Origin of the sequence: Flavitalea plasmicola (assembly GCF_030546645.1) — a bacterium.
Classification (GTDB): Bacteria; Bacteroidota; Bacteroidia; order Chitinophagales; family Chitinophagaceae; genus Puia.
Genome location: NZ_JAUOTO010000004.1, coordinates 905,457 through 920,989 on the forward strand (window position 1 = coordinate 905,457; position 15,533 = coordinate 920,989).

At 53.8% G+C, this 15,533-nt stretch carries 11 protein-coding genes; 7 read left to right on the plus strand and 4 right to left on the minus strand.

The genetic code is table 11. The features are described from left to right. Positions 1-147: 147 nt before the first annotated feature. Genes Q4E93_RS17930 through Q4E93_RS17940 form a run of 3 tightly spaced genes read right to left on the minus strand, consistent with a single transcriptional unit; the run spans position 148 to position 4,776 of the window. The gene (locus tag Q4E93_RS17930; protein ID WP_303587514.1) at positions 148-2,961 is read right to left on the minus strand and encodes a glycosyl hydrolase 115 family protein; all 2,814 of its coding nucleotides are present in this window, start codon (positions 2,959-2,961) and stop codon (positions 148-150) included. Between the two features lie 10 nt (positions 2,962-2,971). Further along, positions 2,972-3,724, minus strand: coding sequence for an SDR family NAD(P)-dependent oxidoreductase (locus tag Q4E93_RS17935; RefSeq protein WP_303587515.1), 753 nt, complete (start codon positions 3,722-3,724; stop codon positions 2,972-2,974). 23 nt (positions 3,725-3,747) lie between these two features. After that, a complete protein-coding gene (locus Q4E93_RS17940) occupies positions 3,748-4,776 on the minus strand; it encodes a LacI family DNA-binding transcriptional regulator (RefSeq protein ID WP_303587516.1) in 1,029 nt (342 codons plus the stop codon). 229 nt (positions 4,777-5,005) lie between these two features. Here Q4E93_RS17940 and Q4E93_RS17945 point away from each other — a divergent pair, with 229 nt between their 5' ends. From Q4E93_RS17945 to Q4E93_RS17960, 4 genes are read left to right on the plus strand one after another with little or no spacing between them, the layout of a single operon-like run. Then, positions 5,006-8,287, plus strand: coding sequence for a glucuronyl esterase domain-containing protein (locus tag Q4E93_RS17945; protein ID WP_303587517.1), 3,282 nt, complete (start codon positions 5,006-5,008; stop codon positions 8,285-8,287). A 40-nt stretch (positions 8,288-8,327) separates the two neighbouring features. Further along, positions 8,328-9,515 carry a mannonate dehydratase gene (gene uxuA / locus Q4E93_RS17950; RefSeq protein WP_303587518.1) on the plus strand — a complete coding sequence of 396 codons (1,188 nt, stop codon included), beginning with the start codon at positions 8,328-8,330 and terminating at the stop codon, positions 9,513-9,515. Positions 9,516-9,538: 23 nt separating this feature from the next. After that, positions 9,539-10,924 carry an aminopeptidase P family protein gene (locus Q4E93_RS17955; RefSeq protein ID WP_303587520.1) on the plus strand — a complete coding sequence of 462 codons (1,386 nt, stop codon included), beginning with the start codon at positions 9,539-9,541 and terminating at the stop codon, positions 10,922-10,924. Positions 10,925-10,960: 36 nt separating this feature from the next. Further along, the gene (locus Q4E93_RS17960) at positions 10,961-11,374 is read left to right on the plus strand and encodes a Dabb family protein (RefSeq protein WP_303587522.1); all 414 of its coding nucleotides are present in this window, start codon (positions 10,961-10,963) and stop codon (positions 11,372-11,374) included. Position 11,375: 1 nt separating this feature from the next. Here Q4E93_RS17960 and Q4E93_RS17965 read toward each other — a convergent pair whose 3' ends face one another. Further along, the gene (locus tag Q4E93_RS17965; protein ID WP_303587524.1) at positions 11,376-11,966 is read right to left on the minus strand and encodes a nucleotidyltransferase family protein; all 591 of its coding nucleotides are present in this window, start codon (positions 11,964-11,966) and stop codon (positions 11,376-11,378) included. Positions 11,967-12,007: 41 nt separating this feature from the next. Between Q4E93_RS17965 and Q4E93_RS17970 the strand changes: the two genes are divergently transcribed. The 3 genes from Q4E93_RS17970 (at position 12,008) to Q4E93_RS17980 (ending at position 15,522) form a co-directional block, all read left to right on the plus strand. Beyond that, the gene (locus tag Q4E93_RS17970; RefSeq protein ID WP_303587525.1) at positions 12,008-12,673 is read left to right on the plus strand and encodes a GDSL-type esterase/lipase family protein; all 666 of its coding nucleotides are present in this window, start codon (positions 12,008-12,010) and stop codon (positions 12,671-12,673) included. Positions 12,674-12,791: 118 nt separating this feature from the next. After that, positions 12,792-13,892: a hypothetical protein gene (locus tag Q4E93_RS17975; protein WP_303587526.1), complete on the plus strand. Its 1,101-nt coding sequence runs from the start codon at positions 12,792-12,794 to the stop codon at positions 13,890-13,892. Then, positions 13,843-15,522: a cytidylyltransferase domain-containing protein gene (locus tag Q4E93_RS17980; protein ID WP_303587528.1), complete on the plus strand. Its 1,680-nt coding sequence runs from the start codon at positions 13,843-13,845 to the stop codon at positions 15,520-15,522. The genes Q4E93_RS17975 and Q4E93_RS17980 overlap by 50 nt, the downstream gene beginning before the upstream one ends. Positions 15,523-15,533: the final 11 nt, after the last annotated feature.

A 15,533-nucleotide genomic window follows, 5' to 3' on the forward strand; every position in this document is an offset into this window, starting at 1 on the left:
CATACAGGGCGTACGACAGTAAGGAAAACTGCACAGACAGGATGCCCAGGCAAGCAATAGGACGTAACATATAGGACAAGGTTGTTGTAAGGTCCGTTGGGTCCGGGCAATTGCTTTCTGCGGCGGGTCAGCCGCGGGAGCGGAATATCAACGAGCCTTAAAACGGGATTCCGGGGGGCCGAGGTAACTGGATCTCATACCTCCTGCATCGACTACGATCTTTTGTAACACCACACCGGGATCCACCAGCCAATATTTCAGTACATGCTTGCCGGGTCGGAGGAGCGCATGCTGTGATGATGAAATAAAGGTATTATTTGCTACGGAGATCTCCCAACTTTTGCCGGTGGAATTTTTCGCCAGGTCGATCACCTGTGCGGGCTGATCATCAAAAGAGAGGGCATATCGCAGTCCTTTCCCACTGAAATTCAAAGTAGGAGAAAAATATGCATGAACGTTGTATTGACCTGAGTCAAGGAGATACACCGCATACTCCAATCTGGGGCTATTGCCCTCAGGGGTTTGGGCTGGAGCAGTGACGGGCATGGCCTGCATGCCTGACAGCGTGCGACCCAGTCCCGGTATTCGCTGCCATTTAACTGCAGTTTGCACGGAGCGGGTGTAATGTTCCGCTTCCATGGAAACATAGCCGTCGCCTTCCAGGAAACAGCCGTTGGCAGCCGCATTAAGGGGGTGTTTGTTGATGATGGCTGTCACTGTCACTTTTTCGCCGCCAGGGCCGGTGATGTGGATAGGGATGTGATGTGTACCGGGAGGGGCTTTTCCCCAGTCAACGGTGATCAGTAAGCGATTGTGCATAGGGGTAGCCTGTGCAATGTTTGTCTTTAGCCAGTCGGCGCCGGGAAGGATAGTATAGGTGGGTGGTGCTGAGTATACGTCAATATAGTGTCCGGGGGCTCCATATTGGTCGAAAGCGGGCAGTGCCGCAGGCATCGAGTCGCGGGGCCAGCTGCCGGAAGATCCCTCGATGGATACGCCCCATGGGCGAATGTCGGAAGGGGAAAGCCGGACAACATCGGGCATCTTGTTGACGGGAGGTTGTTGCCAATAAGTATAGCCGATGTGGGTCTGGTCCATCATATGCCGCCATTTTCCGCCGGCCAGCGTGTCATTGTAATAGTTGGAAATTAGGGAATCCCTGGTATACAGGGCCAAAGCTCTTTCGGCCAGCGTATTGGTCTCTGCTCTACCCTGGGCTGCATAGAGGTGGTTGAGGGCGACGGTGAAATAAAGCTCGTTCAGGTTGGCGCAGGCTTTCACGGGGTGGAGCACGAGCTGGTAATAGGCGTCCCGGGCTGCGGCCGGGAGCAGGGAATAGATGGAATCGGCTTTGCGGGCCAGGGAGTTGTAGTCTGTGACTACGCGTAATGCTTCATTGTAATTCAGTAAGCTATAAGTATCCGGCGCCAACAGCTCGGGTTTGCGCCGACCATTGTAGAAAGCATATTGTTTCAGGATGAATGCAATGTCTTCGGAGAATTTGCGTCCGAATTGAGCATTCGTCCAATGGCGAACATACGCATCCAGGCTGTCAGCCGGCCATTTATCCGGGTTCCAGGCATAGTCGAGGAAGAAAGTGATGGGTAGCTCCAGGGGTTTGATATCTCCCACGTTGACGATCCAGATATGATCGACGCCATATTCCTTCGTCAGGTGCATCTGTTCCCAGACGCGTGGAAGCGGGTTTGTGTTGAGCCATTTGTAATTACGGGGATCGCCCACATAGTCGAAATGATAGTACATGCCGTAACCGCCGCTGCGCGCTTTGTCCGGCAGGGCGGGCAACTTGCGGACATTGCCCCAATTATCATCGCACAGCAGCAGCGTCACATCGTCCGGTACGCGCATGCCTTTGTCATAGTAATCCTGCACCTCTTTGTATAGCGCCCAGGATTGCGGAACGGACTCAGGCGCCCGGCCTGTGACCTCGCGAATGATCCTGCGTTGCGTGTTGACGATCTTTTCCAGCAGGGCAATATTGCTGCCTTCCGTCATGGGCATATCACCATCGCCACGCATGCCAATGGACACGATGCTTTCGTGATCGCCCATATGCTGAATGCCTTTCCGCCAGAATGAATCCAAGGTGGCGGCATTGGTCTCGTAATTCCAGTGACCGGAGCCATAACGCTTCCACTCCTGCTGGGCACGCATCATCGGTTCGTGATGAGATGTCCCCATGACGATGCCATATTTATCCGCCAGGACGGGATTTAGGGTGTCATCATCATTAAATGCATTGCCCCACATGGCCGGCCAGAGGTAATTGGCTTTCATGCGTAGCAGCAGCTCAAACACTTTCTCATAAAAAAGGTGATTGAAGCCGCCGAACTTTTCTTTTGTCCAGCCGGACAGGCTGGGCGCTTCATCATTGATGAAAAAGCCGCGGTATTTTACCGCGGGATGCTGACAGGTCTGCGCGTCTTTCCGGAAATAGATCACTTTTTGGGGTGGGACGGGGACATCGGCCCACCAATACCAGGGCGATACGCCCATCTGTTTTGACAGCTCGAAGACCCCATAGGCTGTTCCCCGGCGGTCACTGCCCGCAATCACCAGGGCCTGGCCGACCCCTTTGACAGGGTGGGGAATGACGCGCAGGGCGAAGGCTTCCCATTTTCCCCGGAGACTGTCGCCGGCAATACGGGCCACGGAAGGGCTGCCGTCATGACTGCCTATGATGATAAGGTTTGCGGCGTCCGGAGGTATCCGGTGAAGGATCACCGGCAGGCGACCTGTTACCCGTTGAATATCCTGCCGGAGAAAGATGGCTGCCTGGCGTACCAGCCAATGGTCGTTGCTGTCGACATAAATGGCAGTGGCGCCTGCGGGTGAGACGATCGGAAAGGCGGCGGCATCTGCGCGATGGAGGACCATGTCCTGTGCAGGGGCTTGCTGCGTGCAGCCGATGGTAAGCAGTATAAGGAGTAAATTCTTCATATGATGATCGTTAAAAGCCGATGGAGTTACCTCCATCGACGGGGAGCACGACGCCTGTCACGTATTTCGCTCCTTCAGAGACAAGGTAAAGGGCGGCTTCGCCTATGTCGGCAGGGGCACCCAACCGGCCCATGGGCGTCCGGGACATGACCTTTTGTTTTCGTTCGGCATCTCCGTTCAGCGCTTTCTCCGACATATCTGTTGCGATGAATCCGGGCGCAATACAGTTGACGCGGATACCTTTGGGGGCAAGCTCTACGGCCATGGCCTTCGTCATCCCTTCGATGGCGGATTTGGAAGCGCTATAGGCGATAACTTTCGGTATGCCATATTGTGCGGCCATGGAGCTTATGTTGATGATGACGCCATTGCCGGCTGCCACCATGGATCTCACCACTTCCCGGGAGAGGGCGAATACCACCGACACATTGGTATGGAGTATACGTTGGAATTCCAGGTCGCTGACGTCTGTGAGCTCTTTTTTCTGATTGATGCCCGCATTATTCACCAGGATGTCGATCCGGCCGAATCGGGTGATTATCTGCTGTATGAGGCCGGGAAGGGCTGCGAGATCGTCCAGGTCCTGGCAGACGGGGTGGCACAGCGGACCCAGGTCCGCGCCGGCAGCGTTCAATTTTTCCTGATTGCGGCCAATGATCACCGTTGTAATATCGTGCGATACGAAATTTTCAGCGATGGCCAGGCCGATGCCACCACCTCCTCCGGTGACGATCGCTACTTTGTTTGGACTGGCAGTTTGCATGGTTTATCTTTTAGGGTATGTTCTCAACGGTTGCGCCCGGAAGATTCCCGGACGATGAGCTCAGATCGTAAAATAATAGTATTGGTCACGTTGATACTGGAGGCGCCATTGAGATGATTGATCAGGTTGCGTGCCGCCACCTGTCCCATTTCATAGCCTGGGTAATTGATGGTAGTGAGATTCGGTTCCACGACGGTGGATACAGGGTCATTGTTAAAGCCTACGAAGGCAATGTCCTCCGGAATGCGTATGCCGCCCTGTTTAAGGGCTACCATGCATCCTACGGCGCAGTTGTCATTGGCGACAAATACCGCGTCGGGGAGGGGATCCATCTGGCGGATGACGGCTGCTGCCTCCACACCCGCTTCCTGGCTCAGGTTGCTCAGCAAAACATAATCTTCCCTGAACCTGATCTTCTGATCCTTCAGTGCTTCTTTATATCCTTCCAGCCTGTGGATATATACATTCCTCTTCGGTGTGGCGGTGATGTATACGATGCGCCGGCGTCCCTGGCTGATGAGATGCGTGGTGGCTTCGTAAGCCGCCCTCTTATTATTAATAAGTATGCTGAGGCAATTTTCGTGTTCCTCGACACGATCGAAAAACACCAGGGGAATATTCTTCTTTATGAAGGCGTCGAAATGGTTAATGGAGTCGGTGTCATAGGCAAGGGAAACCAGCAATCCGTCTACCCGGGAATTAAACATGGTCTTGGCGCTGGCCATCTCTTTCCGGGCCGACTCGGAGGATTGGCTGATGATCAGGTTGTATCCATCGCTATTGGCTACGCTTTCAATGCCGGCGATGACGGCGGCCATAAAATAACTATTGAGGCGGGGAACGATGACCCCGATGGTATTGGTGCGCTGTGTACGGAGGTTCCTTGCGAAATTATTAGAGCGATAGCCCATTTTCTCTGCCAGGTCCGCAATCTTTTTCCGGGTCTTCTTGCTGACGACCGGATCGTCTTTCAGGGCGCGGCTAACGGTGGCAATAGAAATATTCAGCTTTCGGGCCAGGTCGTATATGGTAATCTCTTTGGGTGTAGACATACAATCGCTTACATGCTGAAAGTAAAGGTAAATTAAGCAAAATTATACATGAAAAATGTAATCGGTTACATTTTCTCGAAATAATTCCTACATTTATCTCGCGGGCCATTGCCCGGGAGACCGGGTAGGGTTGACTATTAACCAAAACCGACCCAAGGCATGACCATAATGAAGAAGATGATCTTTCCTATTCAAAAGGTGAAACTATATAATAGCAAGAAGTCGAGTGATGAAAGCAATAAATTATGCCCGGATCTTTTATACGGCAGGTATGTCGTTTTTCGCGTCGCTGTGCATTCTTACGTCTTTTGCCCAAGTGCGTCTCCCCCGTCTTATCAGCGATGGCATGGTCCTGCAGCGGGACAGCAAGGTGCTTATCTGGGGATGGGCGGCTCCCGGCGAAAAAGTGACTGTGCATTTCGATGGCCATTCGTCTTCGGCCGTCGCGGGCGGCGATGGAAAATGGACTGTGGAGCTGGCGCCCATGTCTGCCGGCGGTCCCTATGACATGCGCATCGACGCATCTGATGAGGTACTGGTCAAGGACATACTTATAGGAGACGTGTGGTTGTGTTCCGGTCAATCGAATATGGAGTTGCCCATGGAAAGGGTAAAAGAAAAATATGCCGATGAAATAGCGCGGTCCGCCAATCCAATGATCAGGCAATTCGCGCCCCGCATGCAGTACGACTTCAGCAGGCCGCGGGAAGACTTTCAGGCAGGTGGCTGGCAGTCTGCAACGCCGGCGACAGTGCTTGCCTTTTCCGCCGTGGGTTATTTTTTCGCCAAAGAACTTTATGAAAGATACCATATACCCATTGGCCTGATAAAGGCCCCGGTGGGAGGATCGCCTGCCGAGGCCTGGCTGAGTGAAGAGGCCCTGCAGCAATTCCCCGATCACTTAGCCGTTGCGGCCAAGTATAAAGACCCTTCTTATGCCGAAAGCATCCACCGGAAGGAGGACTCCGTCAATAAAGCCTGGTACCAGCGCATAGCGCAGCAGGATGCCGGACTGCATGATGTAAAGTCCTGGTCCGACCCTGCCTATGATGCGACTGAATGGCGGGAGATGGACATACCCGGCTTCTGGTCCGACCAGGGCCTACCCCAGGTCAACGGCGTGGTGTGGTTCCGGAAAGATATCGAGGTGCCTGAGCAGCTGACGGGGCGATCTGTGAAGCTGATGCTGGGGCGTATTGTCGACCTGGACTCGGTGTATGTGAATGGCGTATTCGTAGGGACCACCGGGTATCAGTATCCGCCCAGAAGATATGAGATACCCGCCGGAATACTGAAGCCCGGCAGGAATACCCTTGTCATAAGAGTGATCAACAGCGCCGGCCAGGGCGGCTTTATCACCGATAAGCCCTATTGGATGGGACTGGAAGGCAACCGCATCGACCTGCGGGGAAAATGGCGTTACAAGCTGGGCGCCACGGCCACACCGCTGCCATCCACCACTTTCTTTCAATATAAGCCCCTGGGATTATTCAATGGTATGATCGCTCCGCTGCTGCATACTGCCGTCAAGGGGGTCATATGGTACCAGGGTGAGTCGAATGCCGGCAGGGCCTGGGAGTACCGGAGTTTATTCAGCGCTATGATCGCCGATTGGCGTTGGCACTGGAGAGCAGACGACCTGCCATTCCTCTATGTACAGCTGGCCAATTTTATGGAGGCAAAAGCACAGCCTTCCGAAAGTGACTGGGCGGCCTTGCGCGAAGCACAGCTGCAGACGCTGGTCGTCCCACGAACAGGCATGGCCGTGGCGACGGATGTCGGAGAGTGGAACGATCTTCATCCGCTGGATAAATATGATGTCGGCAAACGGCTTGCTTTGGCGGCCCGCGCGATAGCTTATGGGGAGAAGGGGCTGGTGTACAGTGGTCCGCTGTATAGTTCGATGCGCAGGGAGGGTAACGCCATACGGATAAGGTTTACATCCATCGGCAGCGGGCTGACGGCCAAAGGGGGCGGCGCGCTGAAAGGCTTTGCCATAGCCGGCCCTGACAAACATTTTGTATGGGCCCATGCCATGATCGAGGGCGCCGACGTGGTGGTGCAGAGCGGGCAGGTGAGCGATCCGGTGGCAGTGCGCTATGCCTGGGCCGACAATCCGGAAGGCGCGAACCTATATAACAAGGAAGGCCTTCCAGCTTCTCCTTTCCGCACGGATACGATTGGACCCGTTGTTCCCCCCGTGCGCCTGACGGCTGAGCAGGACCATCGTCGTATGATGCAGTTGCTCCATATCGATTCTCTCCGTCCGGGACCTTCCGGCAATCCGCAGGCAACCAATGCCGCCAACGTCGATGAGTCAAAGGCCAGTCCCTATGTCAGCCTGCCGGACCCGCTGGTACTGAACAATGGGAAGAAGGTAACAACTTCAGCCAGGTGGTGGGGGCAGCGACGTCCTGAGATCGTGGAAGATTTCGACAGGGAGGTTTATGGACGTATGCCGGCGGGTATTCCTGCGGTGCGATGGGAGATCGTGAGCGCCGCACAGGAGAAGGTGGGAGATTTTTCCGTCATAACAAAGAAATTATCGGGCCATGTGGACAACAGCAGCTATCCGGCCGTCACCGTGAACATCGAACTTACCCTGACAACGCCGGCCAATGCCCCGGGGCCGGTGCCAGTGATCATGGAATTCGGCTTTCGATGGCCGGCTGGCATGCGGCCGCCCGATCCACCTTCGGGTCCTCAGGCTCCGGCCTGGCAGGAACAGGTGCTGGCAAAAGGCTGGGGCTATGCAATTATCTATCCCACCAGCATACAAGCCGACAACGGAGCTGGACTGACGGAAGGTATTATCGGACTGGTAAATAAGGGGCAGCCCCGCAAGCCTGATGATTGGGGCGCCTTGAAAGCCTGGGCCTGGGGCGCCAGCCGTGCGCTGGATTATTTCGGGACAGACCCTGCCGTGGACGCAAAACAGGTAGCCATTGAAGGGCTTTCCCGTTATGGAAAAGCTGCTATTGTCGCCATGGCCTATGAGCCACGCCTGGCGATTGCCTTTGTAGGTTCTTCCGGCGAAGGCGGCGTCAAGATCCATCGACGACATTTTGGCGAGCAGGTGGAGAACGTTGCCTCATCCGCCGAATACCATTGGATGGCTGGTAATTTCCTGAAATATGCGGGACCGCTTACTCCCAACGACCTGCCCGTGGATGCCCACGAGCTTGTGGCGCTCTGCGCTCCCCGGCCAGTGTTTATCAGCTCGGGTTCCCCCCAGGTGGAAGGCAACTGGGTAGACGCGAGAGGCATGTTCCTTGGAGGCGTATATGCCGGACCTGTTTACAGGCTGCTGGGAAAAAAGGACCTTGGCACGACGGAGTTCCCTCCCATGGAGACGGCACTCACCGGCGGAGAGATAGCCTTCCGCCAGCATAGCGGAGGACATACCACTGGTCCGAACTGGCCGGCATTCCTGCAATTTGCCGGTCGCTATTTTAAGACCCCGAAGGATCACAGCGGAGCGAAAGGCGCTAACGCAGTATTGGCAAAGTGAGCCGCAGGCCCTATTTTTACGTCTTAAACATTCAACAGCAATGGAAAGGAATTCGTTAATGGAAGAGACGATGAGATGGTTTGGCCCCAATGACCCGGTAAGCCTGTGGGATATACGCCAGGCCGGCTGTACAGGTGTAGTCACGGCGCTTCATCATATCCCTGTTGGGGAAGTATGGCCGATGGAGGAGATCCAAAAAAGAAAAGATGAGATCGAAAAGGCCGGCATGCGCTGGACGGTGATCGAAAGTCTTCCGGTGCATGAGGACATCAAGAAGCACACCGGCAATTTTCAGCAATATATTAAAAACTACCAGGAGAGTCTCCGCAATGTGGCCCGCTGTGGCCTGGAAGTCGTCACATACAATTTCATGCCCATCCTCGACTGGATGCGGACGGAGATCGCGTATGAAATGCCCGACAGGAGCAAAGCCCTTCGCTTTGAGAAATCCGCCTTCATTGCTTTCGATTTGTTCATCCTGAAAAGACCGGGTGCAGAAAGGGACTATACGAAAGAAGAGATAGAAAAAGCCCGCGTCCGTCACTCCAGGATGAATGATGAAGAAAAAGAAACATTATATCGCAACGCTTTGCTTGGTCTGCCGGGTAGTGAAGAACGCTTCACAGAAGAGCAGATCCTTGCGGCATTGCGTACTTACGAAGGCATTGACGCGCATAAGCTGAAACAGCATCTTTTTTATTTCCTGCAACAGGTGGTGCCGGTGGCAGCCGCGGAAGGGCTCAAGATGGCCATTCACCCTGACGATCCTCCCTTTCCGATCCTGGGTCTGCCGCGCATTGTCAGTACTGAGCAGGATGCCCGGGAATTACTGGACAGCGCGCCTTCCCCTGCCAACGGGCTTTGTTTCTGCACCGGCTCGTATGGGGTAAGGGCGGATAATGATCTTCCCGGCATGGTCCGCCGGCTGGGAGAACACATTCATTTCATCCACCTGCGCAGCACCAAAAGGGATGAGGAGGGGAATTTCTTTGAGGCCGATCATTTGGGCGGTGATGTGGACATGGTGGCTGTCATCGGTGAATTGCTGAAAGTACAGGCAAAGCGGGGCATTTCGCTTCCGATGCGACCTGACCATGGACACCAGATGCTGGATGATCTGAAAAAGAAAACCTACCCGGGTTATAGCGCCATAGGAAGACTGAGAGGGCTGGCCGAATTAAGAGGTATTCAATGGGGTATCCGGGGAGTAGGGGGAATAAAATCTTAAATTGCCGGAGAAAACGATCCATTATGTTCGACAAGCAGATCTATATAGCGCGCAGGCAGAAGCTAAAGCAACAGCTGGGCAAAGGTCTTATTCTGTTGTTGGGAAATGAGGAAAGCAGCATGAACTATAAGGACAACTGGTATCATTTCCGCCAGGATAGCAGCTTCCTTTATTTTTTCGGCCTGGATAAGCCCGGGCTTGCCGCTGTCATCGATATCGATGGGGACAGGGACATCCTCTTTGGAAGAGAGCTTACCCTGGACGAGATCGTCTGGATGGGACCGCAGGCTTCCATTGCCGACCAGGCGGCACAAGTGGGCATCACGGATGTGGAGCCTCCTGTATCGCTGGCCAGTGTATTACAGAAGGCCCGGTCTTCGGGCCACACGATCCATTTCCTGCCTCCTTACAGGCCCGAAAATATCCAGAAGCTCAGCGGGTGGCTGGGACTTCCTCCGGCGGGAGTAAAGGAACATGCTTCTGTGCCGCTGATCAAAGCCGTCGTGGCCCAGCGCAGCATCAAGTCTTCCGAGGAGGTGCAACAGATAGAGCAGGCAGTGGATCTCACAGCGGCTATGCACCTGGCAGCCATCAAAGGCGCAAAAGATGGCATGACCGAGGCGCAGCTGGCCGGTGTCCTGCAAGGCATCGCCATTGGCGGCGGCGGTAATCTCTCTTTCCCTACGATCCTCACGGTGCACGGACAGGTACTGCATAATCATTACAGCACTACTGTGATGCATGAGGGGCAGATGGCTTTATGTGACGCGGGGGCGGAGAATGCGATGCACTACGCGGGCGATATGACCCGCACATTCCCTGTAGGGAAAAAGTTCACTGCGGTTCAAAAGGAGATGTACGAAATAGTGCTGAGCGCACAGGAAGCTGCGATCGCGGCCCTGAAGCCCGGCGTATTGTTCCGGGACGTGCATTTCATCGCCTGCGAAAAGCTGGTGGAAGGTCTGAAAGCTGCGGGTGTTATGAAAGGGGATGTAAAAGAGGCGGTAGCCGCAGGCGCCCATACCATGGTCTTCCAATGTGGGCTGGGGCATATGATGGGGTTGGATGTGCATGATATGGAGGATCTCGGTGAACCTTACGTAGGATATACGGAGGATCTAAAGAAGAGCACGGAGTTCGGCCTGAAGTCTTTGCGTCTGGGGCGTGCGCTGGAGCCGGGATTCGTGGTCACCATCGAGCCCGGTCTTTATTTCATTCCCGAGCTGATGGATCTGCGCAGGTCGGAAGGTAAGTTCTTCGATTTTATCAATTACGATAAACTGGAGGCTTTCCGGGCTTTTGGCGGCATTCGGATAGAGGAGGATCTGCTGATCACGGCCGATGGCAGCAGGTTGCTGGGAAAGCCGTTGATCAAGAGGGCGGAAGAGATCGAGGCGGCAAGAGGGTGAAATTAGTTTCAGTATTATTAAACCACATCGAAAAATATGCGCAAGAATACCCGTCGTAAATTCCTGAGTACCGCCGCTGCCCTTGGCGCCGGCACGGCCGCTGCCGCGCTGCCATTCACTGCACAGGCTGCCGCCGCCAAAACGCCTCTGGCCCATCATGTTTTCTTCACGCTGAAGGATCCTTCCTCCAAAGAAGACAGGGACAAGCTGGTAGAGGGGGTAAAAACCCTTAAAGGTATTCCCACTGTAAAAGAGATCCATGTCGGTATCCTTGCAGACACGGAAAAACGCGATGTGGTCGACACGAGCTGGCAGGTGTCCGAACTGATGTTCTTCACCGACCTGGCTGGTCAGGCCACGTATCAGAATCATCCCATCCACCTGGATTTTATAAAGAACTATAGCCACTTATGGGCTAAAGTGGTGGTGTACGACGCCATGGAAGTATAGCTCAGTCGCTCTCGAAAAGCCGGTCGTAATCCTCCGGCCAGTCTACATCCTCCAGGACGCTGGAAGTGGGCATCTCCACCTGGTAGCAATTATCCGCATGGTTATGGAGGATGCTTTTGCATCCTTCGGGACCGGGGTGTTCCAGGATAGCTTGCCGCCAGGCAGCCGAGAAGGTGACGGGGTTGCCTGTCTGGTTGTCATAGACAGGCTGAATGATACAGGCAATATCCCGTTTGTGTTCCTTTTCGAAAGCATTTTTCAACAGTCTGTATTCTTCGGGCCTGATGAGCGCCATATCCGAAAGGCAGATCATATAGCCATCGCCACCCGCTGCGGTTACCCCCGCTTGTATAGAGCTGGTCATGCCTTTGTCATACCCTGGATTATATACCAGCTGCACGTGCAAACCCTTTAAAGCCCCCTCGATCTGTTCGGCATCATGTCCTGTCACTACTATGACAGGACCGACCTTCGCGGAGAGTATATTTTCTACCACATAGGCCAGGAGTGGTCTGCCTCTATAAGGCAGCAATAGCTTGTTCTTACCCATTCTGCGGGAGGAGCCCGCAGCTAATACGATGGCGGTGAGCATGTCTAAAATTACGGCTAAAATGCATTATCTTGGAATAACATATGAAAAAGCTCGCTTTCCTGCTATTTGCATTGACGATCTCCGCCAGTCTGCCGGCGCAACAGCAGCCGCCTTTCCGGGATGAGATAGACGCCTTTAAAAAGACTGATAGCCTGAACCCGCCTCCCGCGCATCCCATCGTTTTTACAGGCAGCTCATCTTTTCGCAAATGGACAGGGGTCCGGGAGGCCTTCCCGGGCTATCCTATTATCAACAGGGGATTTGGCGGATCCAATTTTCCGGATGTCGTCCGTTATGCGTCAGATGTTATTTTTAAATATAATCCCCGGCAAATAGTGCTTTATTGCGGTGATAACGACCTGGCGTCTAACGACTCGGTAACGGCCCAGGTGGTGTTCCGCCGTTTTACCGGATTATTCCATCTCATCCGCAGCCGGCTGCCGAACGTGGATATATTATATGTCTCCATTAAGCCCAGCCCCAGCCGGGAGAAACTAATGCCGCGTATGGAAGCCGCCAACAAGCTTATCCGTGAATTTATCCACCAACAAAAGCATGCGGCATTTGTCGATGTGTACCACCCGATGCTCACATCTGAAGGGCGGCCGATGGATGATATATTCGAAAGCGACAAGCTCCACATGAATGCAAAAGGGTATGATATCTGGCAGAAAATTATCCTGCCTTATCTCGATAAACCTGAATAAGCAGATCTACTTAAATGATGGCCGGGCAATATTAAGTTTTTGTAATCTCTGCGCTAACTTATTGTAACTTCTCACAGGCATTGATATTCCGTATTGAGCTTACGGTGAAATTTGCGCCATGCTGAAGGACGTAAAGTTTCGCCCAAAGAAAATTCTCTTTACGATAGGTTCCCCCAACCAGGCAAGCCAGATGCATCAGATAGCATCCCTGTTGCCGGAATACGACTGCTACTTCAGCCAGTTATACAGCAAGCATCCCATCGTCAAATGGTGTAAGAAGAAAGGCTTCCTTGAAAACACGATCCTCTCAGGTGAATTTAAAAGAAAGGGAGATGCCTACCTGCAACGGCATCGTTTACGCAATGATTACGCCCGCGGGATCTACGGGCATGAATATGACATGGCTGTTCTATGCACGGACTTGCTGGTCGCCAAAGAGTTGCGCCGTTTGAAAACAGTTTGGGTACAGGAAGGCATGACGGACCCTGTTACGCCTCTTGCTAAGTGGACGCATCGCCTGGGACTTCCATCCTGGTCTGCCATGAACACGGCTTTCAACGGATGCAGCAATATCTGTGATATTTACTGCGCGGCCAGCGCGGGGTACAAAGCGCAATTCAGCCGGTGGGGTACTGAAGCTGCCAGGATCTTTGTTACGGGCATACCGAATTACGATCATGCAGCGGTCCACCTTGACAACGATTTTCCGCATCATAACTATGTGATGGTGGCTACATCGGACATCCGTGAATGCTTTAACAAGGATGACCGGCCGGGCTTCATCCGCCGATGCGTGGAGATCGCCGCCGGCAGACCTTTACTTTTCAAGCTGCATCCTAATGAGCTAAAGGAACGCGCCATTGCCGAGATCCGTCAATATGCTCCTGCCGGCGCAATGATCTTCACGGAAGGTAATACGGATCATATGATCGCCAACTGCGATGAGCTGATCACCCAGTACTCCACAGTGGTGTACACGGGTATCGCCCTAGGTAAAAAGGTACATTCCTATTTTGATGTGGAGAAGCTAAGGCAGCTGGCCCCCATCCAGAATGGCGGCGGCTCGGCGGCAAGTATAGCGGACCTGTGCCGGCGATATATCGAGTTCAAAGGCACCCGGGAAGACTTTTTGGCCAGGACCACTATTCATCAACATACAAACAGTAGCCATGAACGACTGCGGGAAAAAGATCGTCACTATTATTCAAACCAGGCGTGAGTCCACCCGGCTGCCTGACAAAGCGCTGATGCCTCTTGCAGGCAAACCATTATTTGTCCAGCAGGTGCGCAGGATACAGGCTGCAAACCTGGCAGGAACGGTGGTTGTAGCGACAACGCCCTCACAGGCCGACGACAGCATTGTGGAAATATGCAGGCAGGAAGGTATCGAATGTTTCCGGGGGCATGCTGCCGACCTGCTGGACAGGCATTACCGGGCGGCGTGCCACTATGAGGCTGATGTTGTGCTGAAGATCCCCAGCGATTGTCCCCTGATAGATCCTGCGATCGTCGACCAGGTGATCGCCTACTATCTGCATCATGAGCATGAATATGACTATGTCAGCAATCTGCATCCGGCCACCTGGCCTGATGGTAATGACGTGGAGGTCATGTCGCTGGAGGTCCTGAAAAAAGCCCATGCCCATGCGACCCTGCTGATGGAAAGGGAGCACACCACTCCGTATATCTGGGAAAGACCGGAGCAGTTCCGCATTGGCAATGTGGTGATGGAGGGAGGATTGAATTATTCCATGACGCACCGGTGGACGATTGATTACCAGGCGGACTACCAGTTTATACAGGCTGTGTATGAGCAGCTGTACCCGTCGGATCCATTGTTTGGAGTCCGGGAGATCCTGGAGCTACTGGAGAGGAGGCCGGATATTTATCGGATCAATGCATCCCTGGCAGGCGTCAATTGGTATCGACATCACCTGGATGAACTAAAAACCATATCTCCGGGCGAGACCAGAAACCCCTCCGTGACAAATTCCAAGCTCCAGCGACTGCAGTCCATTGCTCTGCGTGTCAGGGAGCATATCATACGCATGTCCGCCGGCGGCGGATGTTTTATCGGCGCTTCGCTTTCCTGCGTCGAATTAATGGTCTACCTCTACTCGGAATTTCTCCGCCATGGACCCAAAGGCGGATCGGACCCTCACAGGGATTATCTTTTCTTATCCAAAGGTCATGATGTGCCCGCCCTTTACGGCACTTTTGTGGAGTTGGGCCTCCTGGATCCAGGCCGGCTTGATAATCATCTATCTACCACTGATAGCATTTATTGGCATCCCAACAGGGCCATTCCCGGCGTAGAGTTTCATTCCGGCTCCCTCGGGCATCTTCCGGCCGTGGCGGCCGGCGTGGCGCTGGACTGCAGGCTGCGGGGCGCGGACAACCGGGTCATCGTCATTACAGGCGACGGCGAGCTGAATGAAGGCAGTGTCTGGGAAACCATATTAGTCGCCGATGCGCAAAAGCTGGATAACCTCACCCTTGTAGTGGACCGCAACCAATTCCAGGCGAATATCCGGACGGAAGAGCTGGTGCCGCTGGAACCATTGGCGGACAAGTTCAGGGCATTTGGATGCCGTGTTCGCCGTATTGACGGACATGATTTTTTGCAATTAGAGGAAGCATTCCGGGAGCTGCCGGTTGCCGATGGCACCGGTGGTATGAATGTCATCATCGCCGATACGGTAAGAGGGAAGGGGCTGCCCAGCATCGAGGCCAGGGCCGACCGTTGGTTCTGTGCATTCACGGCACCGGAAATAGAGCAGCTGTTGCAGGAATTACACGGCCTTAAAGAAGAAATACTTATAACATCGGAAAGCCTGGTCGTACGTTGAAAAAATAAAAA